Annotated in this window: 23 protein-coding genes; 12 read left to right on the top strand and 11 right to left on the bottom strand. The window is 69.0% G+C overall.

The window, feature by feature from the left end; all coding sequences use genetic code 11:
- Positions 1-158: 158 nt before the first annotated feature.
- A complete protein-coding gene (locus ABD116_RS06310) occupies positions 159-2,198 on the top strand; it encodes a primosomal protein N' (RefSeq protein ID WP_343965801.1) in 2,040 nt (679 codons plus the stop codon).
- Between the two features lie 130 nt (positions 2,199-2,328).
- Here the strand turns inward: ABD116_RS06310 and ABD116_RS06305 are convergent, their stop codons facing one another.
- Positions 2,329-3,321, bottom strand: a complete 993-nt coding sequence (locus ABD116_RS06305) for an ArsR/SmtB family transcription factor (RefSeq protein WP_343965799.1) — start codon at positions 3,319-3,321, stop codon at positions 2,329-2,331.
- A gap of 94 nt (positions 3,322-3,415) precedes the next feature.
- On the opposite strand from ABD116_RS06305, the gene ABD116_RS06300 reads away from it, so the two are divergent.
- Positions 3,416-4,627, top strand: a complete 1,212-nt coding sequence (locus tag ABD116_RS06300; RefSeq protein ID WP_343965796.1) for an MDR family MFS transporter — start codon at positions 3,416-3,418, stop codon at positions 4,625-4,627.
- A 36-nt stretch (positions 4,628-4,663) separates the two neighbouring features.
- Positions 4,664-5,281, top strand: a complete 618-nt coding sequence (locus ABD116_RS06295) for an HAD family hydrolase (protein ID WP_343965793.1) — start codon at positions 4,664-4,666, stop codon at positions 5,279-5,281.
- On the opposite strand, the gene ABD116_RS06290 is transcribed toward ABD116_RS06295, so the two are convergent.
- Entirely contained in the window at positions 5,278-6,444 is a 1,167-nt protein-coding gene (locus ABD116_RS06290) for a hypothetical protein (protein ID WP_343965791.1), read from the bottom strand. The genes ABD116_RS06295 and ABD116_RS06290 overlap by 4 nt on opposite strands.
- A 3-nt stretch (positions 6,445-6,447) precedes the next feature.
- A complete protein-coding gene (locus tag ABD116_RS06285) occupies positions 6,448-7,815 on the bottom strand; it encodes a C39 family peptidase (RefSeq protein ID WP_343965789.1) in 1,368 nt (455 codons plus the stop codon).
- A gap of 184 nt (positions 7,816-7,999) precedes the next feature.
- On the opposite strand from ABD116_RS06285, the gene def reads away from it, so the two are divergent.
- The 4 genes from def to ABD116_RS06265 are packed head-to-tail and all read left to right on the top strand — an operon-like array spanning position 8,000 to position 11,901.
- A complete protein-coding gene (gene def, locus ABD116_RS06280) occupies positions 8,000-8,548 on the top strand; it encodes a peptide deformylase (RefSeq protein WP_343965786.1) in 549 nt (182 codons plus the stop codon).
- Positions 8,545-9,486, top strand: coding sequence for a methionyl-tRNA formyltransferase (fmt, locus tag ABD116_RS06275; protein ID WP_343965784.1), 942 nt, complete (start codon positions 8,545-8,547; stop codon positions 9,484-9,486). Before def ends, fmt begins: the two co-directional genes overlap by 4 nt.
- Positions 9,483-10,868 (top strand): RsmB/NOP family class I SAM-dependent RNA methyltransferase, encoded by a 1,386-nt coding sequence (locus ABD116_RS06270; RefSeq protein ID WP_343965782.1) that lies wholly within the window; start codon positions 9,483-9,485, stop codon positions 10,866-10,868. The genes fmt and ABD116_RS06270 overlap by 4 nt, the downstream gene beginning before the upstream one ends.
- 37 nt (positions 10,869-10,905) lie before the next feature.
- A complete protein-coding gene (locus ABD116_RS06265; RefSeq protein ID WP_343965780.1) occupies positions 10,906-11,901 on the top strand; it encodes a DMT family transporter in 996 nt (331 codons plus the stop codon).
- Here the strand turns inward: ABD116_RS06265 and ABD116_RS06260 are convergent.
- Together ABD116_RS06260 and ABD116_RS06255 are read right to left on the bottom strand one after the other, a co-directional pair.
- Positions 11,885-12,544: a hemerythrin domain-containing protein gene (locus ABD116_RS06260; protein WP_343965778.1), complete on the bottom strand. Its 660-nt coding sequence runs from the start codon at positions 12,542-12,544 to the stop codon at positions 11,885-11,887. The two genes, ABD116_RS06265 and ABD116_RS06260, sit on opposite strands and share 17 nt — an antisense overlap.
- Positions 12,545-12,613: 69 nt before the next feature.
- Entirely contained in the window at positions 12,614-13,597 is a 984-nt protein-coding gene (locus ABD116_RS06255) for a DMT family transporter (RefSeq protein ID WP_425552053.1), read from the bottom strand.
- A 157-nt stretch (positions 13,598-13,754) separates the two neighbouring features.
- Here ABD116_RS06255 and ABD116_RS06250 point away from each other — a divergent pair, with 157 nt between their 5' ends.
- The 5 genes from ABD116_RS06250 (at position 13,755) to ABD116_RS06230 (ending at position 20,377) form a co-directional block, all read left to right on the top strand.
- A complete protein-coding gene (locus tag ABD116_RS06250; protein ID WP_343965773.1) occupies positions 13,755-14,945 on the top strand; it encodes a cysteine desulfurase-like protein in 1,191 nt (396 codons plus the stop codon).
- 1 nt (position 14,946) lies between these two features.
- A complete protein-coding gene (locus ABD116_RS06245) occupies positions 14,947-15,984 on the top strand; it encodes a hypothetical protein (protein WP_343965770.1) in 1,038 nt (345 codons plus the stop codon).
- A 38-nt stretch (positions 15,985-16,022) separates the two neighbouring features.
- Positions 16,023-17,669 carry an alpha-amylase family protein gene (locus ABD116_RS06240; RefSeq protein ID WP_343965769.1) on the top strand — a complete coding sequence of 549 codons (1,647 nt, stop codon included), beginning with the start codon at positions 16,023-16,025 and terminating at the stop codon, positions 17,667-17,669.
- Positions 17,670-17,771: 102 nt separating this feature from the next.
- On the top strand, positions 17,772-19,097 hold the full coding sequence (locus ABD116_RS06235; protein WP_343965767.1) for an ROK family transcriptional regulator: 1,326 nt from the start codon (positions 17,772-17,774) through the stop codon (positions 19,095-19,097).
- On the top strand, positions 19,097-20,377 hold the full coding sequence (locus tag ABD116_RS06230; protein WP_343965765.1) for a glycoside hydrolase family 125 protein: 1,281 nt from the start codon (positions 19,097-19,099) through the stop codon (positions 20,375-20,377). The genes ABD116_RS06235 and ABD116_RS06230 overlap by 1 nt, the downstream gene beginning before the upstream one ends.
- Here the strand turns inward: ABD116_RS06230 and ABD116_RS06225 are convergent.
- The 6 genes from ABD116_RS06225 to ABD116_RS06200 form a co-directional block, all read right to left on the bottom strand.
- On the bottom strand, positions 20,370-21,215 hold the full coding sequence (locus tag ABD116_RS06225; RefSeq protein ID WP_343965763.1) for an ABC transporter permease: 846 nt from the start codon (positions 21,213-21,215) through the stop codon (positions 20,370-20,372). The two genes, ABD116_RS06230 and ABD116_RS06225, sit on opposite strands and share 8 nt — an antisense overlap.
- Positions 21,205-22,131, bottom strand: a complete 927-nt coding sequence (locus tag ABD116_RS06220) for an ABC transporter ATP-binding protein (protein ID WP_343965760.1) — start codon at positions 22,129-22,131, stop codon at positions 21,205-21,207. The genes ABD116_RS06225 and ABD116_RS06220 overlap by 11 nt, the downstream gene beginning before the upstream one ends.
- Positions 22,132-22,212: 81 nt before the next feature.
- Positions 22,213-22,833, bottom strand: coding sequence for an NAD(P)-dependent oxidoreductase (locus ABD116_RS06215; protein ID WP_343965758.1), 621 nt, complete (start codon positions 22,831-22,833; stop codon positions 22,213-22,215).
- Positions 22,834-22,897: 64 nt separating this feature from the next.
- Positions 22,898-23,563 (bottom strand): response regulator, encoded by a 666-nt coding sequence (locus ABD116_RS06210; protein WP_343965756.1) that lies wholly within the window; start codon positions 23,561-23,563, stop codon positions 22,898-22,900.
- A gap of 68 nt (positions 23,564-23,631) precedes the next feature.
- Positions 23,632-24,222, bottom strand: a complete 591-nt coding sequence (locus ABD116_RS06205; RefSeq protein ID WP_425552064.1) for a response regulator — start codon at positions 24,220-24,222, stop codon at positions 23,632-23,634.
- Positions 24,223-24,305: 83 nt separating this feature from the next.
- Entirely contained in the window at positions 24,306-25,457 is a 1,152-nt protein-coding gene (locus tag ABD116_RS06200) for a sensor histidine kinase (RefSeq protein WP_343965752.1), read from the bottom strand.
- Positions 25,458-25,552: the final 95 nt, after the last annotated feature.

Here is a 25,552-nt window from a genome sequence, read left to right as displayed (position 1 = left end):
TCGCTGAGGCCAGTTGCGGCGACCTTGAACACCCAACGGCGACCTTGAACACGTTATTACCTGTTCAAGGTCGCCGTTCGGTGTTCAAGGTCGGCAGTTGTGGCGGGTTGTGCACAGGGGTGACGCGGGATGTCGGCCAGGCGGACTAGGCTTCGGCGGTGGCATCGAACGGGGACTCACCTGAGCAGCTGACGCTGCTTCGCGAGACCGTTCGGCGTTCGCGGACCAAGGAGCCGGCCGGGATCACCACGTCGTTGCCGGTCGCCCGGATCGCGGTCGACATGCCGTTGCCGCATCTGGACCGGCCGTTCGACTACCTGGTTCCCGACGACCTCGCCGACGCTGCTCAGCCGGGTGCGCGGGTGAAGGTCCGGTTCGCGGGCAAGGACCTGGACGGGTTCGTGCTGGAGCGGCTCGAGTCGTCCGAGCACGAGGGCAAGCTGGCCCGGATCCGGAAGGTCGTCTCGCCGGAGCAGGTGCTCACCCCCGAGGTCGCCGATCTGTGTCGCGCAGTTGCCGACCGGTACGCCGGGGTGCTGGCGGACGTGACCCGCCTCGCGGTGCCGCCTCGCCATGCGAAGGTCGAGGCCGAGGTGCTGAAGTGCACCCAACCCGTCCGCCCGGTGACGTCCGACTCGCGCTCGGAGTGGGCGCCGTATCCGCTGGCTTCGGGCTTCCTCGACGCGTTGACCCGGTCCGAAGGGCCGCGCGCGATCTGGACCGCTGTCGCCGGGGCTGATTGGGCGACCGCCTTTGCGCAGGCGGCGGCTGTCTGTGCCTCGTCAGGTCGTGGGGCGCTTCTGCTGGCGCCGGACGCCCGCGACCTCGAGCGACTGGAAGCCGCCTGTACCGCGGTGCTCGGCCCGGATGGGTTTGTCACGCTCTCTGCCGACCTCGGTCCGACCGCGCGGTACCGAGCGTTTCTTGCCGCGTTGCGCGGCGCGACCCGTGTAGTGATCGGCACGCGTGCTGCAGCCTTCGCGCCCGTTGCCGACCTGGGGCTCGTTGCGTTGTGGGACGACGGCGATGATTCGTACGCCGAACCGCGCGCGCCTTACCCGCATGCACGCGAGGTGTTGCTGCTGCGCGCGTACCGGCAGAAGTGTGCCGTGCTCCTTGGTGGGTTCGCGCGATCTGCCGAGGCTGCGGCGCTGATCGAGTCAGGCTGGGCGGTCGAGCTGATCGCCGACCGCAAGGTGGTCCGGGCCGCGGCGCCGTCCATCCACATCTCGGGCGAGTCCGACCACGACCTCAAGCGGGATCCGGCGGCCCGGGCAGCGCGCTTGCCACACCGGGCTTTCGAGATCGCGCGGGAGGGGTTGAAGACGGGGCCGGTGCTCGTCCAGGTCCCGCGAGCGGGATACCTGCCGAGCCTTGTCTGCCAGACGTGCCGGGCGCCGTCGCGCTGTTCCACTTGCGGCGGTTCGCTACGCCGTACCGGTGGATCGGGTCCGCCGAGCTGCAGCGTGTGCGGTCGTCCGGCGGCGGATCACCGCTGTCCCGAGTGCGGTGACACCCGCATGCGAGCCGCGATCGTCGGCGCCCGGCGTACTGCGGAGGAGCTGGGCCGGGCCTTCCCCGGAGTGCTCGTCCGGACGTCGGGTGGCGACAACATGCTCGACTCCGTCTCCGACGAGCCCGCCCTGATCGTCACCACCCCAGGCGCCGAGCCGGTCGCCGCGGGTGGCTACAGCGCGGCGTTGCTGCTCGACACGTGGCTGTTGCTGGCGCGACCAGATCTGCGTGCTCCTGAGGAGGCCGTGCGGCGGTGGTTCAACGCGGCCGCATTGGTTCGGTCGGCGAGTGATGGCGGCATGGTGATCCTGGTGGGGGAGCCGTCGGCCGTGCCCTTGCAGGCGATCGTCCGCTGGAGCCCCGAGGGGTTCGCGCTGCGTGAGCTGGAGGAGCGCCGTACCGCGCGCCTGGCCCCAGCCGCCAAGCTGGCCGAGTTGACCGGACCGACGGATGCTGTCTCGGATCTCGTCGCCCGGGTGCAGCAGTTGGTGGACCCCCAAGCGGGCTTGGAGGTTCTCGGCCCGGTGGCCCTCGACGACGAGACCTCGCGCGCTGTCGTCCGAACCCCACGAGCCTCCGGCCCACACCTGGCGCGGGCACTCAAGGAAGGCCAGGCAGCCCGAAGCACCAAGAAACTCCTCGGCTCCGTCCGAGTCCAGGTCGACCCAGCAGCCTTCGGCTAGCAGCCACGCTCCGGCTCGGGCCAGCGGGGCCAGCCGGGTCAGCGGACGGGCGGGTCAGCGGACGGGCGGGTCAGCGGACGGCCGGGGCTAGCCGGGTCAGCGGGCGCCCGACCCAGCCGTACTAGCTGGGTCAGGCGGAGGCCAGGGCGGCTGGGCGGGAGGCGCTCAGCAGATGGTCGCCTAGGGAGGTGCGGTAGTAGAGGACTGCGCGGCCGTCGCGGCGGGAGTCGACTACTCCGGAGGCGCGGAGGATGCTCAGGTGGACGCTGAGGGTGGGGGCCGAGACGCCCAGCTGGTGGGCCAGGTGGGTGGTCGACATCGGTAGGTCGAGATGGCCGACGATGGCGGCTCTGGTTTTGCCGACCAGGTCACCGAGGGGTGATTCGCTGGCGTCTTCCTGGTACTCCCACAGGCGGCCGAGGCCGCGGGGCGGGTAGGTGATGGTCGGCACGTGCGGCGCAGCGGTCACCGGGAGGGCGGCCGGCCAGGCGAAGACGCACGGTACGAGCAGCAGGCCCTGGCCGGGGAGTGGCTCGCCATCGCAGCAGTACGGGCGGTCGATCTCGATCCGGTCGCCGCGGAAGTTCACCGAGGGATGGAGATTGCGGAACACCCGCTCGACGCCACCACTGGCCAGCTCCTCCAGCCGGAACGCGAGGTCGTCCTGCACCAGCGCCCGCATCCGCCGCCAGTCCGGCTCGATCGCGAGATGCCAGTACTCCTCGAGCGCCGACGTGATCCGGTCCAGCGCTTTGGCCGGTTTGGCGATCAGCTCCGGCAGCATCGGGTGCGGGGTGTCCTCGTGCAACTTCGTCAACTCGGCGACGACGAGGGGCAGGGGAGTGGCGGCGACCGCCGCGAGCCCTGACTCGAAGCTGGTCGACCGGCGCGGCGGGGCCGGCGTCATGAAGTCGGGGATGTAGCTGACCGGCGGGATGAGGGCCTTGAGCAACGACAGGTCGTACGCGGCCAGCACCGGCCGGACCTTGCGCAGCCACGGTCCGTGCACGCTGTTCGCCGTACTGTTGCTCAACGCCCGGATGCTCGTCACCGTCTCCCAGACCGGCGAGAACGCGAACCTGATCCGGCTCACGTCGTCGGTGCTGAGCCTGAGAGTGATCACTCCCGCACTCTAATCTCGGTGACCGCCGCGGTGAAAGGATTAGTCCTGGCCCTAATGTTCGACACTGCCGCCGGGCCCACCGAGAGTAGAGAACATGAACGACGCTCCGCGCCTGCCACGCGCTTTCTGGGCTCTGTGGGTCTGCCAGCTGGTCAACCGGCTCGGCAGTTTCGTGCAGCCCTTCCTGGTTCTGTACCTGACCCAGGACCGTCACCTCTCCGCCGGCACGGCGGGTGCGGTGGCGGCTGCGGTCGGTGCCGGATCCGTCGTCTCGCAGCTCGTCGGCGGCTGGCTCTCCGACCGATTCGGCCGCCGCCGCACGATGCTGATCGGCTTCTTCGGTACTGCGGCCGCGCTCATCCTGCTCGGCTCGGCGCGCTCGATGATGACGATCTGGGCGGCCGCCTTCGTGGTCGGCCTGATGGGAGACCTGTTCCGGCCGGCGGTTCAGGCGACCGTCGCCGACCTGTTGCAGCCAAGAGAGCGCGTCCGGGCGTACGGACTGCTGTTCTGGGCGATCAACCTCGGCTTCTCGGTCTCGACGGTCAGCGCCGGCGTGCTCGCGAGCATCGGCTACAACTGGCTGTTCTGGATCAACGCCGGTACGTCGGTAGTCGCGGCGCTGGTGATCTGGCGGATGGTGCCGGAGACCCGGCCGGTCCTCGACGACGGCCCACGCCGGCCGTTGCTGCCGGTCGCGTTGCGGGACACCACCTTCCTGCTGATGATCCTGCTCCAGATCGGCTACGCGACGATCTACTTCCAGGGGTACTCGACGTTGCCGCTGGCGATGGCCGGGGACGGACTGCCGTCGTCGACGTACGGCCTGGTGATCGCGTTGAACGGTGTGGTGATCGTGCTGGTGCAGCCGTTCGTCAACCGTCGGCTGGCGGCGCTCGACCGGCCGAAGCTGCTGGCCGGCTCGATGCTGATCGTCGGGGCGGGCTTCGGGCTGGGCGCGATCGTGCACAGCTGGTGGGGGTACGGGCTGTCGGTGGTCGTGTGGACGATCGGGGAGATCGGGTTCGCGGCCGTGATCGGCGCGGTCTTCGCCGATCTCGCGCCGGTCGACCTGCGCGGCGGCTACATGGGGCTCGCCGGGAGCATGTCGTTCGGCCTGGGCAGTGTCATCGGTCCGTTGCTCGGCACGAACACCCTCGAACATGCAGGCCGGGTGACCGTCTGGGCCGGTTGCGCAGTGCTTGGCGGGATCCTGTTCGTCGGTCAGCTCGCGTTGGCGCCGGCTCTGCACGCGCGAGCAGCCGCGAACCACGCGGCCGAGGAAGGGCTCGTGCCCAGCGCCTAGCGCACGCGGCGACCACGCGTTTCGTAGGGTGGCGGTATGAGTGAGCGGAGCATTGATGATGTGGTGTTCGATATCGGTGGGGTGTTGCTGGACTGGAACCCTGAGCACCTGTACCGCGAGCTGATCCCCGACGCCGGGCAGCGTGAGCACTTCCTGACCAAGGTCGCCACCCCCGAGTGGAACCTGCAGATGGACGCCGGCCGCAGCTGGGCCGAGGCGGTCGCCGAGCTGAGTTCGCTGCACCCGGAGCACGCGGAGTGGATCGAGGCGTACGACACCGGCTGGCTCAAGATGGTCGACGGCCTGATCGAGGACACCGCCGCCCTGCTCACCGAACTGCGCGCGCAGGGCATCCCGACGTACGCGCTGACGAACTTCTCGGCGGAGAAGTGGGAGATCGCCAAGCAGGCGTTCCCGATCCTGGCCGGCTTCACCGGTGAGGTCGTCTCGGGCACCGAGCAGACGATCAAGCCCGACGAGAAGATCTACCGCATCCTGCTCGAGCGCTACGACCTCGACCCGGCCCGCAGCTTCTACACCGACGACAAGGACTACAACATCGTCGCCGCCCGCGCGGTCGGCCTCGACGCCGAGGTCTTCACCGACGCCGCCACTCTCCGCCAACAGCTCAGAGAGCGCGGTCTGCCGGTCTAGGCGGTGGTCACCTGAAGAGCCTCGGTGTACTTCGAGCCCGCACCGAGGTGGGCGACCTCGAAGATGAGGTTGCCGTCCTGGCAGGTGGGCGGGGTGACGGCAGCGTCCGGGGGAGTGGCGTAGACGCGCTGCGGGCGGGCCAGCCCCGGCTGCCAGCGTTGCAGCTGGAAGCGCTCCACGCCCTCCGTGACCGTCCGTACCTCCCAGTGAATCCAGTTGCCACAAGCAACGATGGTGTCGGTGACGATCGGCCCGAGCGACCGGGCCGATCCGCCGGCCGTCTCCCGGACGTATGCGGTGCTCTGGTACTGATCCGGATCCGACGCGCCGATCTCCGACCAGACGGTTGCCCCGCGCAATGAAGCGCCGCTCCACTGGATGCAGTTCTTGGCCGCCACGACAGGCTTGGCCGTGCCACCGGCCAGCGGCGCAGTCAGCAGCCGCTTGCACCGCCGGGTCGTCTGCGGCGCGGTGATCTCGCTGAAGGTCACCGAGTCGGCCGACACGACCGGGTCCGCGACGTATCCCGGATCGGCCACGCAACTGACCGTGCGCGCCTTCAGTGACGCCAGCTCGGCGATCACCAGGCAGGACCTGCGCTTCGCGTCGGTACTGCTGTAGGCGAAGGTCCCACCGGCCGCCCCGATCTCCGGCTCGGAGATCCGGGGGAGCGCTTTGTGCGAGGCCAGGTCGACGGACTTCCCAGTGCTCAGGTCGTACCGGTACGCCCGGATCTGCGGGTCCGGCCCGTCGTCGCGGATGTCCTCGATCAGCGCCCACCGGTCATCGATCACCACCGGCGACTGCGCGACGAAACCAGTCGGCGGCACGTGCTTGACGACGATCCGCTTGCTCGCCCGGTCCGTCACGGTCGTGACGCCGGCGTCGTCGCTGCCGCGGGTGACCAGGTACTTCCGCTGCTGGGTGACAACATGCTGACCGTCGACAGGCTGCTGCAGAATCTTGGTCAATCGAGGTGGCCCGGCCGGCGTGGGCGGGATGCTCGGCGAGCTCGGCGTACTGTCCGGGCTCGACGGGGTCTGGGTGTTGCCCGGCGTACCGGTTGTGGTCGGGGGAGCGCTCTGCGGTTGGTCCGACGAGCAGGCGCTGACGAGCAGCGCCAGCCCGGCGAAGACCGCGACAGGGGCGAGTGTTCGACGCATCGCCTACAGGCCGATGTTCTGGAAGGTGTTGGCCAGCGTCGCGTTGAACATCGCCGAGGCGGGGATGTTCCTCGGCCCGTTGGTCGTATTGCCGCGGCTGTTGAAGCGGCGCTCGTTGAACACCTCGTAGATGGCGATCGTGCCCTTGTTGGCGTCGTAGCCGCGGCCGACCTGGTAGTGGCCGCTGTGGTTGAACGCCAGGTAGGGGAAGTACCGCTTCAGCAGCTGTACGTGCTCGATCACCGGCGCCGGCTTGGCGTCGCCGAGGTGGTTGCGGTGCACGTCGAAGAACTTCTGGGTATTCCAGTGGCCGACGTTCTGGACGATGTACGTGCCCGCCGCGAGGTCCCAGTTCGTCTTCAGGTTGGTCTGCTTGACCATCGACGAGATCCCGGTGCCGGAGCTGGACGCGCCGAGGTCCTTGGCCCAGGACGACTGGGTGTCCTTCTGGTTGTCGTCGGCCCAGTCGATCGACTGGAACGTCGCCGGGCCACACCAGTAGCCCTTGTCCTGCGAGGTCGCGTAGCCCTTCATGATGTACGACGAGGACGGCAGCTTCACCGGTGCGGACACCGGCGGCTTCGGCTTCGGCTCACCGGGCGAGCCGGGCGTCGTCGACACCGGCGGTGTCGGAGTCGGGGTAGGCGTCACGGTCGCCGCGGTCGTGGGGGCCGTGGTGTCATCCGTAGTACCGGCCGGTACGTCGAGTTCACGCAGCGAGCGGGCCTTCTCGCGCCCTTCCCACGCCGCCTTCATCTCGTCGAGCTCCTCGTCCAGCCGGGCGTTGTCCGAGAGCGAGGACCGCTCGGTCACGAAATCGGCCGGCGACAACGCCCCGGTCGCGATGTCCTGCTCGGCGTCACCGTCCGCGCTCCGGCTGCCGATCGCGGGCTCGGGCGCGGAGGTCATCGCGCTGAGCTGCGCACCACTCGGCAGTTGGTCGACGAAGCCCAGTCCGAGGCAGTAGTTCTCGGTCTCGAGCTTGAAGCACCGCATCACCTGCTTGCTCCGGTCCGCGAGAGCGGTTGCCCGCAGCATCGACGACTCCGGCGCCGTGCGGATCACCTCCTGCACGACCTCGGTCCACGAGTTGGCCGTCGGTGGCTCGCCGACCGGGTCGCCCGCCGGCCACCTGTCGTCCGGAGCGGTCGGAGCGGTCGGGTCGGGTTCAGGATCAATCGTCGGCGTACTGGTCGGCTCCACGGTCGGGTTCGTCGTAGGGACCGTGGTCGGCGCCGCGCTGGGGCCGGTCGTGGGCGCTGCCATCCCTGAGTCCGGCTCGGCCGGCGTGTAGGCGGCGGCCAGTGGGGCTGGAGCTATCAGGGCGCCGAGCAGGATCAGTCCGGCTGCCCCCCGTGTGGCTGTGGGCATTGTGGTCTCCCGAGAGGCGTGTGACGGTTGTGACTGTAGGTACGCCTGAGACCACAGTACGTGCTTGTGGCAACAATGTGGAGGGGGGTGGTCGCTGTCAGCGACCGAGGGCGGCTTGCAGGGGGCAAGCGGGGCGACCACTAGACTTGTCCGGTCCCCCTTCGGTGAGTGCTGTGGAGTTTGCGTGTCGGTCCAACCAATCCGCCTGTTCGGCGATCCCGTCCTGATCACCAAGGCCGACCCTGTCGTCGACTTCGACGCAGAGCTGCGCCGGCTGGTCGCGGACCTGACCGACACCATGCAGGACGCTCCCGGCTCGGGCCTGGCCGCGCCGCAGATCGGCGTCGGCCTGCGCGTTTTCACGTACTTCGTCGAGGGCGAGCTCGGCCACCTGGTCAACCCGGAGCTGAGCCTGTCGGCCGAGGAGCAGTTCGGGCCGGAGGGCTGCCTGTCACTGCCCGGCCTGACCTTCGACTGCCGCCGCGCGATGGGCGTCGTCGCCCGAGGCTTCAACATGTACGGCGAGCCGGTGGTGATCGAGGGGTCCGACCTGCTCGCCCGCTGCATCCAGCACGAGACGGACCACCTGGACGGCGTACTGTTCGTCGACCGGCTCGACACGCTCACCCGGAAGGCCGCGATGAAGGCGATCCGCGAGGCCGAGTGGTCCGGGCTGTCCGGCCCGCCGCAGGTCAAGGTCTCCCCGCACCCCATGAACGGATTCGGCCTGTGAGAGTAGTTTTCGCCGGTACCCCCGAGGTGTCCGTCACCGCGCTCCGCGCGATCGTTGCCAGCAGCCACGAGCTGGTGGCCGTGGTCACCCGGCCGGACGCCACGGCGGGTCGAGGCCGCAAGCTGATCGCCTCGCCGGTCGCCCAGTACGCCGAGGAGCTCGGCATCGAGGTGCTCAAGCCGGTCAAGCCGAGCGACCCGGAGTTCCTCGCCAGGCTGACCGAGATCGCGCCGGACTGCTGCCCGGTCGTCGCGTACGGCGGGTTGCTCCCGCAGGCCGCGCTCGACATCCCGCCGCACGGCTGGATCAACCTGCACTTCTCCGTACTCCCGGCCTGGCGTGGCGCCGCGCCGGTGCAGCACTCGATCATCTCCGGCGACGACGTCACCGGCGCCAGTACCTTCCGGATCGTCAAGGCGCTCGACGCGGGGCCCGTGTACGGCGTACTGACTGAGCCGATCGGGCCGAAGGACACGTCCGGCGACCTGCTCGCCAGGCTTGCGGAGTCCGGCGCCAAGCTGCTCGTCGACACCCTCGACGGCATCGAGGCCGGCGCCCTGGTGGCCGTCGAGCAGCCGGCCGACGGCGTCACGCTGGCGCCGAAGATCAACGTCGAGGACGCCGAGCTGGACTTCACCGCGCCGGCGCAACGCGTCGACCGGCTCGTGCGTGGGTGCAACCCGGCGCCGGGTGCGTGGACGACGTTCCGCGGCGAGCGGCTGAAGGTGCTCGACGTCGACCTGACCGCGGAAGACGACCTCAAGCCCGGCGAGCTGCGCGCGACCAAGTCGAGTGTCGAGGTCGGTACCGGCAGCAAGGTGCTGAAGCTCGCCACCGTCCAGCCGCAAGGCAAGAAGCCGATGGCCGCCGCCGACTGGGCCCGCGGCGTACGGATCACCGCCGAAGACCTCCTCGGTCCGGAATCGAAGGCAGAGTGAGCGACCGCAGTCCTCGCAACCGCGCACCGCAGCGCCGTCCCGACCGGGTCCGGCAGGTTGCCTACGAGGTGATCCGGCAGGTCACCTCGCAGGACGGCTATGCGAACCTCGCCCTCAACAAGGCCCTGCGCGACCAGAAGCTGAGCGGCCGCGACGCTGCCTTCTGCACGGAACTCGTGCACGGCACGCTGCGCTGGCAGGGCACGTACGACGCGATCCTCGCCGGCAACGTCTCCAGGCCACTCGCCGAGCTCGACCCCGAGCTGCTCGATCTGCTCCGCCTTGGCACGCACCAGCTGCTGCGGATGCGCGTCGACTCCTACGCAGCGGTCAACGAGATGGTCACCCTGACCCGCGCCGTGTCCGGCCAGAGTCGCAGTGGCTTGGTCAACGCGGTACTGCGCAAGGTCAGCCAGCGCACGTTCGACCAGTGGATCGTCGATGTCGCCCCACATTCCGACGACGACCTCTTCGGGTTCCTGTCGATCGCGAAGGCGCATCCCCGCTGGATCGTCGAGGCCTTCGCCGACGCGCTCCACACGGACGGCTATGAGCTGGACGAGCTGCTGGACGCCGACAACGAGCCACCACGGGTGACGCTGGTGGCACGGCCCGGCCTGGCCGAGGTGGACGACCTGATCGAGTCCGGAGCGACCAGAGCGCAGTACTCGCCCTATGCCGCCGTACTGCAAGGTGGAGGCGACCCCGGCAAGATCTCGGCCGTCTCTGCCGGGCGCGCTGGAGTGCAGGACGAAGGGTCGCAGTTGGTCGCCACTGCGCTCGCAATGGCGCCACTGGAGGGCAGGGATGCCAAGTGGCTCGACCTGTGCGCCGGACCGGGCGGTAAGGCCGCTTTGCTCGCGGCGATCGGTCGCCAGCGGGGCGCAGCGATCACAGCGGTAGAGCCGCTGCCGCACCGTGCGGAACTGGTTCGCTCCAACCTCCGTGCTGTGCCTGGAAACCACCAGGTGCTGGTAGGCGACGGCACCAAGCCGACCTGGCCAGAAGGCTCGTACGACCGGGTGCTGGCCGACGTGCCCTGCAGTGGGCTCGGTGCTCTGCGGCGACGCCCGGAGGCGCGCTGGCGTCGTACTCCGGAGGACGTGGCCGAGCTGCGTCCGCTGCAGGAGCAACTGCTCGACTCGGCGATCGCCTCTGTCCGCAAGGGTGGCGTGGTCGCGTATGTGACCTGCACCCCGCACCTGATGGAGACGCGGGAGGTTGTGGACGCAGTACTGGCGAAGCGCGGCGACGCCGTGCTGGAGGACGCCCGCGGGCTCCTGCCGGACGTACCGTCGCTGGGGGAGGGGCCGGACCTGCAGCTCTGGCCCCACATTCACGGCACCGACGCGATGTACCTGGCGCTCATCAGACGGACCTGATGTCAGGTGTGTGACGCCGAACGGTCATGATGGGGTAGTGACCGCAACCGAGATCCGCCCTGCCCGGAGTGTCCAGCAGCACCAGTTCATCGGGCTCACGGCGGCTTTCGGCATCGGGATGCTGTTCGCGATCCAGTCCCGGCTGAACGGCGAGCTCGGCCAGGTGCTCGGCGACGGCGTACCGGCCGCGCTGATCTCCTTCGGTAGCGGGCTCGTCGTCCTGCTGGCCGGCTGCGCGGTGATCCCGCCGATACGCCGGTCGGTGGGGAGGGTCTGGCGAACCATCAGGACGCCTGCTGATGGCGGCGGACTGCTCAGGTGGTGGCAGTGCATCGGTGGACTCGCCGGTGCGTTCCTGGTCGCCATCCAGTCGATCACGGTGTCGGTGATCGGCGTAGCAGTCTTCATAGTCGCCGTAGTGGCTGGGCAGGCCGTCAGTAGCTTGGTAGTGGACCGGCTGGGCTTCGGCCCGGCCGGACGCCAGGCCTATACGCCACTGCGGATAGTGGGTGCAGTGTTGGCGACGGCGGCCGTAGTACTGGCTGTATCCGATCGGTTGCACCACCCGTCCGGTCTATTGCTCGCACTGCTCCCCGCACTGGGTGGGGTTTTCACTGCCGTGCAGCAAGCCATCAATGGCCGAGTGGCCCAGACTGCGTCCGGCGACGCCTCCGGAGCGATCGCGGCCGGGGTCATCAACTTCCTGGTCGGCTTCGCTGCGTTGCTGGTCGTCTTCTTCGTCGACCTGCTGGTCCGCGGTACGCCGAACAGCCTGCCGTCCAACCCCTGGCTGTACCTCGGGGGCATGTGCGGCGTCATCTTCATCAGCGCGGCAGCCGCCGTCGTCCGGATCGTCGGCGTGTTCGTGCTCGGCCTCGGCACCATCGCCGGTCAGCTGATCGGCAGCCTCTTCATCGACCTGTTCGTGCCGGCCTCCGACCAGGAGGTCACCCTCCCCGTCGTCGCCGGAACCCTGCTCGCCCTCGTCGCGGTGATCGTCGCGGCCCTGCCCAACCTCAGGAAGAGCGCCTGACCAGCCGGACGTAGCCGTCGTAGGTGCGGCGCCCGACGACCTTCCAGAGCACCCGGACCGGTGCCGGGATCCGCTTCAGGAAGTCCCGCTCCTCCTCCGGCGAGCACTCCTCGAGGATCATGCCGAGGAACAGCAGCCGCTTGCGCTTGTCGTCGATCGACTTCGCGCCGCGCTCGCCCAGCCTGTTCCACTGCTCGGCGGTCAGGTACTGGCGGACGAGCGGCAGGATCTCCTGCTCCTCCTCGCGCATGTGCTCTTCGAGGATCACCGCTGCTTGCCTGACCGCGGTCGCGAGCGCGTCCCGATCGGCCTGGTTCGCCGTGGCCGCCCAGGCCGGGGCGAGCTTGTCGATCTGGTCGAGCGCGATGGACAGCGCGGAGTGCTGGCCCTCCATCCGATGGATCAGGTCCGCCTCGAGCGACGCCTTCTCCAGCAGCGGCGGCCAGAGCAGGTCGTCCTCGCCCTCGTGGTGGTGATGCAGCGACGCCACGAGGTCGGTCAGGTGCTCGCCGACCAGCGCCGCGCGCTCGGTGTCGCCCACGGTCACGTGGCCGATCAGGTCGGGCAGTAGCCCGAACTCGCGCCGGAAGACGCGGTGGATGATCACCATCTCGTGCGTGTCAGGTACTGCGGTCGTGCTCATGCTTTCCTCCCCGGTACGCCGGGCGCTCGCGCCGGAAGGTCTCCCCCCGACCGGCGCGGCCCAGCGCTTTCACGGTACCGGAGCGGGCTCCGGCTCAGCAGCGATTTTCGGCCGCTTGCGCGATCGGACCGTACTGACGACCCCTTGGGACACCGCGACCCCGGCCAGCACGATCACCGCGCCGACGGGCTGGTACCAGGTGAGGTGCTCGTCCAGCACGAGCACGCCGGCCACGATCGCGAAGATCGGCATGATGTACGTGACCATCGACGTCATACTCGCGCCGATCAGCCGGATCTGCCGCAGGTTCAGCACGAACGCCACTCCGCTGCCGAGCGCGCCGAGGGCGATCACGCTGCCGATCGCCTGGAGCGAGAGCGACGACGGCGCCGGCGGGGCGTGACCGGTCAGGATCGGGGCCGCGATCGCGAGCTGGACCGTCGAGCAGATCAGCAAAGTCGCCGACAGCGCGGTCCCGGACAGGTTGCTGCCGGCAATGAACCGCTTCTGGTACGGGATGGCGACGCCGTACGACACCGCGGCCGCCATGCAGAACAGCTGGCCGGTCAGCTCCGAGCCGCCGTGCAGCTGCCATGCGCCGAGCACCACCATCATGCCGGCGAAACCGATCAGCAGGCCGAGAACCCGTTGCAGCGTGAACCTCTCGGTCCGGAACACCCAGACGGCGATCGGCAGCACGACCAGCGGGGTGATCCCGTTCCAGATCCCCGCGAGCAACGACGGCACGCGCTGTTCGCCGTACCCGAACAAGGTCCAGGGAATGGCCGAGCCGATCGCCGCGGCGACGAAGTTGTGCGCCCAGACCCGCGGCGACCGGGGCAGCGCCTCACGCTTGACCGCCAGGATCGTGAGCAGCACCAGCGACCCGGCGATCACCCGCCCGAGCGCGAGGTACGCCGGATGCAGCTCGCGCACCCCGACCGAGATGAACAGGAAGCTGCAGCCCCAGATGGCGCCGAGCAACAACATGGTCGGCAACCAGGACCGGACGGGCGGCTTGTCAGGAGTCGAAAGGGTGCTCACTCCTGACATCCTGCATCATCCCACCGACAATTTCCCCTTCCTGCCCGCAATTGGGCAACCACGCGCAAACCTGCACAATCGGTAGCCCTATGACCACCAGAGGCGAGTCCGGCTGACGACACTCGCTCGTCGGGTTTCGGTCGGTGGTTCGGGGCAGGATGGCGGCATGGCTTTCGATGTGGATGCTGTCCGCAAGCAGTTTCCGGCGTTGGGTGAGGGGGCCGCGCACTTCGACGGGCCCGGTGGGTCGCAGACGCCGCAGGTGGTGGCTGACGCGGTGGCGGCGACGATGGTGTCGGCGCTGGCCAACCGTGGGCAGGTGACTGCTGCCGAGCGCCGGGCTGACGCGATCGTGGTGGGCGCGCGGCAGGCGATGGCTGATCTGCTGGGGACCGATCCGGGCGGCATCGTCTTCGGCCGGAGCATGACGCAGCTGACCTACGACTTCGCCCGTACGCTCGCCAAGAACTGGGGGCCGGGGGACGAGGTGATCGTCACCCGCCTCGACCACGACGCGAACATCCGGCCGTGGGTGCAGGCGGCCGAGGCGGCCGGCGCGACGGTCAGGTGGCTCGAGTTCGATCCGGTGACCTCGGAGCTGGACGACATCGCGCCGCTGCTCTCGTCGCAGACCCGGCTGGCCGCGGTGACGGCGGCCTCCAACCTGATCGGCACCCGCCCGGACATCGAGGCGATCGCGACGCTCGTCCACGACGCCGGCGCGCTGGTGTACGTCGACGGCGTCCACCTGACCGCGCACTCGCCGATCGACGCGTCCTTCGCCGACTTCTACGCCTGTTCGCCGTACAAGTTCTTCGGCCCGCACTGCGGAGTGCTGTCGGCCGCGCCGGGCCTGCTCGAGGATCTCCACCCAGACAAGTTGCTTCCGGCGACTGACAACGTGCCGGAGCGGTTCGAGTTCGGCACCCTGCCGTACGAGTTGCTGGCCGGCACGACCGCCGCCGTCGACTTCATCGCGGGTCTCGGGGGAGTGGCGACCGGAGACCGCAGAGAGCGCTTACTGAGTTCGCTCGCGCTGGTGGAGGAACACGAGGACGCCCTGCGCGACGACCTCGAGAACCGGCTGGCCGCGATCGACGGGATCACGTTCTACGGGCACGCGCAGCGGCGTACGCCGACGTTGTTGTTCTCCGTCGACGGCTGGGAGTCGCGTGCCGTCGCCGCCAAGCTGGCCGAGTCGGGCGTCAATGCGCCGGCCGGATCCTTCTACGCGCTGGAGGCATCCCGCCATCTCGGCCTCGGCGACACCGGCGCGGTCCGCGTCGGCCTGGCGCCGTACACGCATCAATCCGACGTTGACCGCCTGGTCGAAGCGATCGAAACCCTGGGGACCTGACATGCACCTCGCCCGCCGCCTGCTCCTCGCCGCACTCGCCCTCACCGCCATCGCAACCCCGACATCCCTCGCCACCGCCGGCCCGACGGGCGCCACCGGCGCGACCGCGGCTTCTGATCCAGCGCGGGCCGAGCTGCGCGGAATCGTCGAGAACGTCGTCGGAGCAACCGGCAAGCGGTACGCCGCGAAGGACGATGCCGGCCACGTGATGGACACCGTCAAGATCATCCAGGACACCACCGGCGGCTACCTGGCCGTCTCGCACCACATGGCGAGCGACGACCAGTTCCGGGTCAACCTCGCCACCTCGACCGACCTCCTCACCTGGCACTGGGTCCGCGAACTCGCCGGCAGCAACACCGGCCCCGCTTCCCAACCGACCATCGCCCAGGCATCCAACGGCGGCTTCGTGATGGCGTGGGAGCAGGAGCAACCCGGCGGCGGCAACAACCACCTGGCCTTCCGGTACTTCGCCAACCGCGCCGACCTGCTGGCCGGCCGGGTGACCCGCTCCTTCGACGCGCCCCGCCGCCTCTCGACCTGCGCCGAGGGCACCCCGAACATCTACGGGATCACGCTCTCTCCGGACATCGACCACTCGACGATCGACCTCGGCGGCCACTACTGGTGGAACTGCGACCGCGACCGCCAGCAACGCGGCCGACTGACCAACTTCAACTCCTGGACGACGTCCGCCCAGCCGAACTTCGACAACGCGCTGCTGTACTGGAACGTCGGCGGCAACATCGGCGACCGCGACCAGGTCAGCTTCCGCGGCTACAGCTTCGGCCTGATCGAGGGCCAGTACACCAAGGGCGACTTCGGCTCCTGGCGCACGTTCGTCTACGACTACCAGACCGGCAACGCCGACCGTACGACGATCCGCACCGACGCCGGCAGCACCGCCTTCGCCAACCCGACCGTCACCGCCCTCCGCGCCCCGAACGGCCAGCCCGCCCTGGTGATGACCTTGTTCATCCCCAGCGAAGGCGCCGGCGCCGGGGAGTCCGGCGAGCTGATCTATTACAAGACGTACTAAATCAACTCGATGGGGTAAATCTGGGTAAGCTCATTCCCGTGAAAGAGCCGACCCAGGTCTTCATCCAGCCCACCCCCACGGACGACCTCCTCGCCGCGTCCCCAGCGGCTGGCCGCTGGGCGGTCGCTGGAGTAGAGGTCGCCTGGACGCCAGCTGGTTCGGCTCCGCCCTCCACTGCCGCAGCCTCAGCCCTCCTCCCCGCCGCGCCCGCAGCCGCAGGCGGCGCGGTGCTGGTGACCGCCGCAGGCGGCATTTCGCGAGTAGCGCTGCGGTGGGATGAGCCGGTGTCGGCTGAGGCGCTCATCCTCGGGGATGCGTGGGAGCGGTCGTACGGGGATCTGCAGTGGCGCCACCTCCAGCCTGAGCGGTTCCTACCCTGGTACTGGCTCGCTCATGATCAGAAGACCGGCAAGACCGAAGGCGGCGGCGTCGACGTGCACCCCGGCGCCTTCTGTTCCTGGACCGTCGACCAGACCGGCTTCACCCTCTGGCTCGACCTCCGCAACGGCGGCGGCCCGACCCACCTCGGCGGCCGCCAGCTGAAGGCAGCAACGGTCCGCCGCTTCGAAGACGCCGGTACGCCGTGGCGCACCCTCCACTCAGCCGTCGAAGCAATGAGTACGGCCATCACCCCACGAGACATCGGCCCCGTCGTCGGCGCCAACAACTGGTACTACGCCTACGGCGAAGGCTTCGACGAGAAGGCGGTACTGCAAGACGCCGCAACCGTCGTCGAACTGGCCGACGGCCACCCCGTCAAACCCTTCAGCGTCGTCGACGACGGCTGGAACCCCGGCGGCAACGGCTCGGGCGGTCCCTGGGAGAGCGGTATCTCCGGCCTGTTCGACGACCTGCCCCGGACAGCCCAAGCGATCAAAGACCTAGGCGCCCGGCCAGGCCTCTGGTTCCGCCCACTCCTCTCCCGTGAAGACGGTCCGTGGCGTCGCCAAGGCCAGTCCGACGGCTTCGGCCGGGCCCTCGACCCGACGTACCCGGAAGTCCTCGACCTCCTCCGAGCAGACCTCCGCCGCTTCAAGGACTGGGGCTTCGAGCTCGTCAAACACGATTTCAGCAGCTACGACCTGTTCGGCCGCTTCGGCCCGGCGATGGGCGCCCACCTCACCGACGACGGCTGGCAGTTCCACGACACCACCCGTACCACCGCCGAGATCATCCTCGACCTGTACGCCGAAATCCGCACCGCCGCCGACGACCTCGTCCTGATCGGCTGCAACACCGTCGGCCACCTGGCCGCCGGGCTCGTCGACGTGCAGCGCACCGGCGACGACACCTCCGGCCGCGACTGGGAGCGGACCCGCAAGATGGGCGTCAACTCACTCGCCTTCCGCCTGCCCCAGCACCGAAGGTTCTTCACCGTCGATGCTGACTGCGTGCCCTGTACGCCGCAGACCCCCTGGGAACTCAATCGCCAGTTCCTCGACCTCGTCGCCAGGTCGGGGAGCGCTCTGTTCGTCTCTGTCGACCCGGCAGCCAGGACGCCGCGGACAGACCGTGATCTTGGCGACGGTATACGGTTGGCGCTCAGTGGTGGCAACGCCGCGGATGGTGGGATCGAGCCGCTCGACTGGCTGGTGAACACCACGCCGACCGCCTGGCGGGCCGGCACCGGCACGGTTCGCTACGACTGGTCGCGCCCCTGGGGCGCGGACCCAGCCGCGGGCTGAAGCGTGGCGCAGGGGCCAGCGGTCCGCCGCCAGTGGGTGAGGGCCGGCGGAGCAGGGGTGTGGGGGGCAGGGGTGCGTGGGGCAGTGGAGACAGGGGGAGTGGTGAGCAGCGACCAGCCGCCGGCCGTAGTACGCCGGGGTACCAATCTCGATCGCGTGGGTGGCTTCAACGACACGGTGGTGCTGGATGCGATCCGGCGGGCCGACGAACGGCTGAGCCGGGTCGAGATCGCGGCCGCCACCGGACTGTCCGGGCAGGCCATCTCCAACATCACCCGCCGATTGCTCGACGCCGGCCTGGTCCGCGAGGCCGGCCGGCAGAAGAGCGCCGGCCTCGGCAAACCGCGCACCCTCCTCGAACTCGAGCCCACCGGCCAGTACGCCGTCGGTGTGCACCTCGACCCGGCCGTCGTCACCACGGTCGTGCTCGATCTGACCGGGCAGGTCGTCGCCCGCCGCCGCGCGGAGACACCGGCGTCCGACGATCCCGACGTACTCATTGCGGGAATCGCTGCCACAGTCGAGCAGGTCATCGCCGAAGCCGGCGCGCCGCGTGAACGCGTGGTCGGCGTCGGCATCGCCGCGCCCGGGCCGATCGACGTCGAGCGCGGCGTCGTGGTGAACCCGCCCAACCTGAGCGCCTGGCATCTGGTTCCGTTGCGCGACACCCTGCGCGTGCTGACCGGCCTGCCGGTCCTGCTGGACAAGGACGTCACCGCCGCGGCGTCCGCCGAGAAATGGGCCGGCGGCCCGAACGGTCGTGGCAGTTTCGTCTTCTTCTACCTCGGTACCGGGGTAGGTGCCGGCCTGGTGATCGGCGACGAGGTGGTCCGCGGTTCGAGCAGCAACGTCGGCGAGATCGGCCACGTGATGGTCGATCCCGACGGCCCGGTGTGTTTCTGCGGACGCCGCGGCTGTGTCGGCGAGACCAGCCAGCCACGCTACCTCGTCCAGCAAGGGATCCACGCGGGAGTACTTGCCAAGGGCATCGATCTCGACGACCGGCACGCCGTCGACGTCGCCTTCGCCGAACTGTGCGACCAGGCTGCGGCGGATGCCGACCTGCCCGGCGGCAAGGTGGCGCGCGAGCTGATCGCCGCGCTGGCCGGGCGGATCGCCAAGGTGGTCGAGGACATCGCCAACCTGCTCGACCTGGAACGCGTCGTGTTCGGCGGCCCGCACTGGGACCAGCTCGCGCCCTTCTTCGACGAGGCCGTCCGGGCCGCGCTGGAAGAGCGCTTCCTGGTTCGCTCCGTCCATCCTTTCGCCGTCACCGGGACCGCGCTCGGCGCGGACGTCGGTGCGGTCGGCGCCGCCAGCCTGGTGCTCGACCACACGTTCTCTCCCAACCCCTCAGTGCTCCTGCTCGGACCCGCAGAGAGCGCTCCATCTGTCGTAGTCGGGTCCGCTGAAAGGTTGATGTCTTGATGACCGGTATCGATCCCGAGGTACTCGCCCGTGCCACCGAGAAGGTCCGCCAGGCGACCGGCGACCAGGTGATCGCGGACATGTTCCACCGGTCGATGGCGGAGAACCTGCCCGCCGTCGCGGAACGGCTGCCGGACGGTACGACGTTCGTGCTGACCGGTGACATCCCCGCGATGTGGTTGCGTGACTCCGCCGCCCAGCTGCGGCCGTACCTGGTGCTCTGCGCCGACGACCCGGCGCTGCAGGAGGTGCTGATCGGCGTCCTGCACCGGCAGCTCGAGTACATCGCTCTCGACCCGTACGCGAACGCCTTCAACAAGACGGCGAACGGCGCCGGCCACACCACCGACGAGACCGAGATGTCGCCGTGGGTGTGGGAACGCAAGTACGAGATCGACTCGCTGTGTTACCCGATCGAGCTGGCCTACCGGCTGTGGCGGATCACCGGCCGCAAGGACGTCATCGACGACCGCTTCCGGGTGGCGGCGGTCGCGGCTCTCGAAGTACTGGAGACCGAGCTGGACCATGACGCCAAGTCGCCGTACCGGTTCCAGCGGCACGACGATCGGCCGAGCGACTCGCTCATCCGCGACGGTCTCGGGCAGCCGACTCAGCGGACCGGCATGTCATGGAGCGCTTTCCGGCCGAGTGACGACGCGACCGAGCACGGGTTCAACGTGCCCGGCAACATGTTCGCCTCGGTCGTCCTCGGTTACCTGGAGGCGATCGCGAGCGAGGTACTCGACGATGCCGCGCTCGGCGATCGCGCCAAGGAGCTCAAGGCCACCATCGACGACGGGATCGCGCAGTTCGGCACGGTCGACCACCCGACGCTCGGCCGGGTCTACGCCTACGAGGTGGACGGCACGGGGGAGCGGTTGCTGATGGACGACGCGAACATGCCAAGCCTGCTGTCGGCGCCGATGACGGGGTTCGCCGCGGCCGATGATCCGACGTACCTGGCGACCCGTTCGCTGCTGCTCAGCCCGGAGAACCCGTACTACTACAGCGGTACTCATGGTGCCGGGATCGGCAGCCCGCACACTCCGCCGGACCACATCTGGCCGATCGCGCTGGCGGTCCAGGGCCTGACCAGCACGTCGGCCGACGAGCGGCAGCAGCTGCTCGAACTGCTGCGCGACACCACTGGCGGGACCGGGCAGATGCACGAGTCCTTCCACACCGACGACCCGGCCAACTTCACCCGCGAGTGGTTCTCCTGGGCCAACGCGATGTTCTGCGAGCTGTGCCTCAGCCACGCGGGGCTCAAGCTCAGCTGACGTCCCGGCGCCGGGTGGTGACGACGGCCAGTACGACGAAGACGGCGGCGTAGCCGAGTACGGTCAGGAGAGCGCGATCTCCCGACACGGCATCCCGTACTCCGGGAGGCGCGTCCGCCGAACTCATCCCCGTCACGCTGAACACCAGCGCTCCGGCGTTGGTGCCCGGCAGCGCGTCGGACAGGACGTGGAGATCGGGGAGCAGGCTGTTGACCACCCCGGCCAGCAGCGTCTCGATCCCGAGGATCCATACGACACCGAGCCCGATCGGCAGGGCAACGTTGCGGAAGGCAACGGCTAGTAACGCGCCGGCCAGGCACCAGGAACTGAGGACGAGCCAGCCGCCGCCCAGTCCTTTGAGCAGGGCGCCGGCGCTCGGCCAGTCCATCGGCGCGTTCTCGGCCGCGGCGATCCCGATACTGCACAGGGCGCAGGCGGCGAAGATGCCGAGCACCCAGACGGCCAGCATGGTCAGCAGGCCGAGCAGTTGACCGCCGAGCAGGGTGCCGCGGCCGGGGCGCTGGGTGAGGATGGTCTTCAGCGTTCCCCAGGTGTACTCGCCGCCGACCACGATCGCGCCGAGGACCAGAGCGAGCGCTCCCGCGAAGACCGGGAAGCCGCCGATCGTGTTGTCCATCACGCGTTCCGGCAGGACTCCGCGGAGTACCTCGGCGCGGGGGACGCCGTTGGTCTGCGGGTTGTCGTCGCCGCTCACATAGCCGAGGTAGGGCAGGAGGTAGCCGAAGATCAGGCTCAGGACGAGGCCGGCTCCGAACAGCACCCAGACGGCGGATCGTTTGCGGAGCTTGAGCAGCTCGGCGCGGTAACTACCCAGCATGGGTCTTCTCCTTGTCCGTGGTCGTGGTCAGCTCGAAGAAGACGTCCTCGAGAGCGCGTTCTGTGCTGTGCAGCTCGGAGACCGCGATCCCTGCGTCGACCAGCAGGCGGTTCACCTCAGCGGCGCGGTCGGGCGCGACCTTGACCCGCAGCGTTTCGTCGTACAGGTGGACGGCGGCGGCGCCGAGCGCCTCGATGAGGAGCGAGCGAGCGTTCTCTCGGGGTGTCGCCCGGATCACCAGCTCCTGCTCGGTCCGTAGCTCGTCGACGGTGTGCTCGGCGACCATCCGGCCTTCGCTGATGATGCCGACGCGGTCGCAGATCTGCTGTACCTCACCGAGCAGATGACTGGACAGCAGGACGGTCCGGCCGTCCGCGCCGAGCTCGCGGATGAGCCGGCGCATGTCGCGCATGCCGGCCGGGTCGAGACCGTTGGTCGGTTCGTCGAGGATGACCAGCTCGGGATCCTTGAGGAGAGCCGCGGCGACACCGAGTCGCTGCTTCATGCCGAGTGAGTACGTCGAGAAGCGGTCGCGGGCGCGATCGGCCAGGCCGACCAGGGCGAGTACTTCGTCGATGCGCGGGCGGGGCACGTCGGCGTACTCGGCGAGAACGCGGAGATTGTCGAGCCCGGAAAGGTACGGATAGAAGGCGGGCGACTCGATCATCGAGCCGGTCCGGGCGAGCACCTGCGCCTGGCCGGGCGCGCCGCCGAGCACGCGGACCGTACCGCTCGTCGGACAGATCAGACCGGTCAGGATCCGCAGCGTGGTGGTCTTGCCGGCGCCGTTGGGCCCGAGAAAGCCATAGACCTCACCGGGCAGGACAGTCAGATCGACACCGTCGACAGCCAAGGTGTCGCCGTAGCGTTTGGTCAGGCCCGAGACCTCGACCAGCGGAGCAGCAGTTGCGTTCATGCCTAAGACAGTGCCGGTCAGGCCATGCTCACCGCGTCGCCCACCGGGAGTGACTGCGGCTACCTCACGAGGAGTAGAGAACTACCTCGCGACAGTAGGTGTCGCCTTGATCCATTCGCGTTTGTCGAGCTCCCCGACGATGAACCGCGCCAGCTCCGCACGACTCACCTGCGAACCACCCTTGGGCGTCGCGGCATCCTGGACCCGATAGTCGCCGGCCGGTTCCTCATCGACCAGCCGCGTCGGCCGAACCAGCGTCCACTCGAGATTGCTCGCCCGTACGATCTCCTCCAGCCGCGCCATGTCGCCGTACTGCTCGCGCATCAGCGTCCGGGCGGCCAATCGGTACCAGAGCGGGAAACTCGGATCGTCGTGCCGTACTCCGGCGGAGGTGATCGCGGTCAGTCGATCTACTCCGGCTGACTCCATCGCGGCCACCAGCGATCGCCCGCCCTCGGAGTACAGCCCAAGCGCTCGCCGACCCGGTGCACCCACCGCGCTCACCACCGCGTCCTGTCCCGCGACTGCCGCTTGCACGCTGGCCGCGTCGCGGATGTCGGCCGCGACCACCCGCACTCCGTCCAGCGTCACCTTCGCCGGATCGCGTACCGCCGCTGTCACCTCATGCCCGGCCGACCTGGCCTCCTCAACAATCTGCCGCCCGGTGCCACCACCGGCCCCGAAGACCGTCACCTTCGCCACCTTCACCACTCCTCATCACGAACACCGTTCGACCAACGAACAGTGTACGTCAGGTGGTGAGGGGTCAGCCGAGCCAGCCTGGACGGACGAGGCCGGTCTGGTAGGCCATGACGACGAGCTGGGCCCGGTCGCGGACGCCGAGTTTCACCATCGCGCGGCTGACGTGGGTCTTGGCGGTGGCCGGGCTGAGCACGAGGCGCTGGGCGATCTCGTCGTTGGAGAGGCCCTCTCCGACCAGAGCGACGATCTCCCGCTCGCGATCCGTCAGTACATCAAGCTCTTTGCTCGCATGCGGCTGCCGGCTCCTACTTGCGAACTCGGCAACCAGCCGCCGGGTAACTCCCGGAGAGAGCAGCGCATCTCCGCGAGCAACCACGCGAACAGCCTGCAGCAACTCGACTGGCTCAGTGTCCTTGACCAGGAACCCGCTGGCCCCGACCCGAAGCGCCTCGAACACGTACTCGTCCAGGTCGAAGGTCGTCAGGATCACCACGTGGACGTCGGAGAGCGCTTCCTCGGCGCCGATCAACTTGGTCGCCTCGAGCCCGTCCATCCCCGGCATCCGGATATCCATCAACACGACGTCCGGCTTCTCCGCTTTGGCCAGCTCGAACGCCGCGGCCCCGTCGGCAACCTCGCCGACCACGGTGATGTCGTCCTCCGCATTCAGTAGAGACCGAAACCCCGCCCGCACCAACGCCTGATCATCAGCCAGCAACACCCGGATCATGCGCCCACGCTAGAGCATCCGCCGGTCAGGGCCGGTTTGGTCGACGAGGCGGTGTGGCTGCCGGCGGTTCAGGCGAGGCCGGCGTCGTGGGCGAGGAGGGCGATCTGGGTGCGGTTGCCGAGTTCGAGCTTGCCGAGGATGTGCGAGATGTGCGCCTTCACCGTCGCCACGCTCATGTACAGCTCGGTCGCGATGTCCGCGTTCGCCTTGCCCTGCGCGACCGCCAGCATCACGTCGTACTCCCGCGGTGACAACCGAGCGAACGCCTCCTGGGCCCGCGTATGCGCATCAGCCTGGGTAGCAGCCTGATCCATCAACCGCCGCGTGATGGCCGGCGACAGAATCGGATCACCCGCCGCCACCCGCCGCACCGCCTCGACGATCCGCGCCGGCGGCGTGTCCTTCAACAGAAACCCACTGGCCCCGGCGCGCAACGCGTGCAGCACGTTCTCATCGGTATCGAAGGTCGTCAGCACGATCACCTCCGGCGGATTCTTCCGCGCCCGCAACCGCCGCGTCGCGACGATCCCGTCCACCCGCGGCATCCGCAGATCCATCAGCACCAGATCCGGAAAATGCGCATCGACCGCCCCCGGCACCTCGTCCCCATCAGCAGCCTGAGCGACCACCGAGATCCCGTTGGCCCCGTCCAGCATCATCTCCAAACTGGCCCGCACCAACGCATCGTCATCAACCACCAACACCCGAATCGTCTCGCTCACATCGGCCACCGTAGCGGGACTCACAGCGGCCACGGGAGGGACGCTTCCAGCCGGAAGCGGCCGTCGGGTGCGCGGCCGTGGTCAAGCGTTCCGCCTGCGAGGTGCACGCGCTCGGTCAACCCGACCAGCCCGGTACCGCTCCCCGGCGCGAGCGGCACCCCGTTCCCGCTCGGGTTGCTGAGCTCGATCCGTAACGACTCACCAGGCTTACCGTCGACGACCAGCGTGACAGGATGCCCGGCCGCATGCTTGCGCGCGTTCGTCAGCCCTTCCTGCACCACCCGGTACGCCGTCCGCCCGGTTGCCGGTGGCAACGATTCTGCCGCGGCGACGGTTTCGGCGTACCGGATCTCCGTACCTGCGTCCCGCGACTCAGCCACCAGCCCAGCAAGATCCCCGAACGTCGGCTGCGGTCGCCCGCCCGGAAGCTCGTCGATCTCGCTGTCGCGCAGCACACTGATCACCTCGCGCAACTCCTCCAGCGCCTGATGCACCCCAGTCCGAATCACCCCGGCAGCCTTCGCAAGCTTCTCCGGCGAAGAATCCGGACGGTACTCGAGCGCCCCGGCGTACGTAGCAAGCAACGACAGTCGATGCGCCAGCACGTCATGCATCTCGCGCGCCATCTTCGTCCGCTCCAGCGTCCGCGCCTCAGCGACCCGCCGCCCTTGCTCGTTCTCAGCCCGGAGAGCGCGCTCTCGCAGCGAATTGAGCAATTGCCGGCGGGCCTGCATCCACTGTCCCCAGCCCAGCAGTGCGGCATGGACGGCGACGTCCAGCACGATGAACCAGCCCAGATCGAGCCCATTGATCGGCCGCCAGAGCTCTTGGACAAAATGGCCGACAACACCGGCCGCAGCCACAAGCGCGGCCGTCCTTACCGGACGACGCTGCGCGACGGTCAACGTGCCGACCGTCGACGGCGGTGTCGCGGCGGGGGAGAGCATCGCCAACGCAGCCTGCGCCAGCGCCCCCTGCACCGGGTATCGCCCAAGCACCGGAATGAGGCCACAAGCAACAATCCCGACCACGACATCGAGAGCCAACCACCCCGGCTGCAGATCTCCCGCCTGCCGCCCGAAGATCGTCATCCCCGTCAGCGCACCGACGGCACACACCGCGACGACATTGGCCCAGCGATCCCGCCTGGACACCGCACAGATCTCCTCCATGCCGCCGACCCTAAGCCGCCCCACTCCCACCCACCACCGACCAAAGTAGATACCGCACCGACCACAGACCACCCCACCCCAGCCTCCAGACCGAT

This window comes from Kribbella koreensis (genome assembly GCF_039525325.1).
GTDB lineage: Bacteria > Actinomycetota > Actinomycetes > Propionibacteriales > Kribbellaceae > Kribbella > Kribbella koreensis.
Note: the sequence above shows the minus strand (reverse complement) of the source record. Positions and strands in the feature narration are given on the sequence as shown.

Excerpts from the sequence above, each read along its gene's own strand:
- ABD116_RS06300 (WP_343965796.1), top strand. The coding sequence starts at position 3,416 with ATGAACGACGCTCCGCGCCTGCCACGCGCTTTCTGGGCTCTGTGGGTC.
- ABD116_RS06295 (WP_343965793.1), top strand. The coding sequence starts at position 4,664 with ATGAGTGAGCGGAGCATTGATGATGTGGTGTTCGATATCGGTGGGGTG.
- ABD116_RS06290 (WP_343965791.1), bottom strand. The coding sequence starts at position 6,444 with ATGCGTCGAACACTCGCCCCTGTCGCGGTCTTCGCCGGGCTGGCGCTG.
- ABD116_RS06285 (WP_343965789.1), bottom strand. The coding sequence starts at position 7,815 with ATGCCCACAGCCACACGGGGGGCAGCCGGACTGATCCTGCTCGGCGCC.
- ABD116_RS06260 (WP_343965778.1), bottom strand. The coding sequence starts at position 12,544 with ATGAGCACGACCGCAGTACCTGACACGCACGAGATGGTGATCATCCAC.
- ABD116_RS06255 (WP_425552053.1), bottom strand. The coding sequence starts at position 13,597 with ATGTCAGGAGTGAGCACCCTTTCGACTCCTGACAAGCCGCCCGTCCGG.
- ABD116_RS06250 (WP_343965773.1), top strand. The coding sequence starts at position 13,755 with ATGGCTTTCGATGTGGATGCTGTCCGCAAGCAGTTTCCGGCGTTGGGT.
- ABD116_RS06245 (WP_343965770.1), top strand. The coding sequence starts at position 14,947 with ATGCACCTCGCCCGCCGCCTGCTCCTCGCCGCACTCGCCCTCACCGCC.
- ABD116_RS06230 (WP_343965765.1), top strand. The coding sequence starts at position 19,097 with ATGACCGGTATCGATCCCGAGGTACTCGCCCGTGCCACCGAGAAGGTC.
- ABD116_RS06225 (WP_343965763.1), bottom strand. The coding sequence starts at position 21,215 with ATGCTGGGTAGTTACCGCGCCGAGCTGCTCAAGCTCCGCAAACGATCC.
- ABD116_RS06220 (WP_343965760.1), bottom strand. The coding sequence starts at position 22,131 with ATGAACGCAACTGCTGCTCCGCTGGTCGAGGTCTCGGGCCTGACCAAA.
- ABD116_RS06210 (WP_343965756.1), bottom strand. The coding sequence starts at position 23,563 with ATGATCCGGGTGTTGCTGGCTGATGATCAGGCGTTGGTGCGGGCGGGG.
- ABD116_RS06205 (WP_425552064.1), bottom strand. The coding sequence starts at position 24,222 with ATGATGCTGGACGGGGCCAACGGGATCTCGGTGGTCGCTCAGGCTGCT.
- ABD116_RS06200 (WP_343965752.1), bottom strand. The coding sequence starts at position 25,457 with ATGGAGGAGATCTGTGCGGTGTCCAGGCGGGATCGCTGGGCCAATGTC.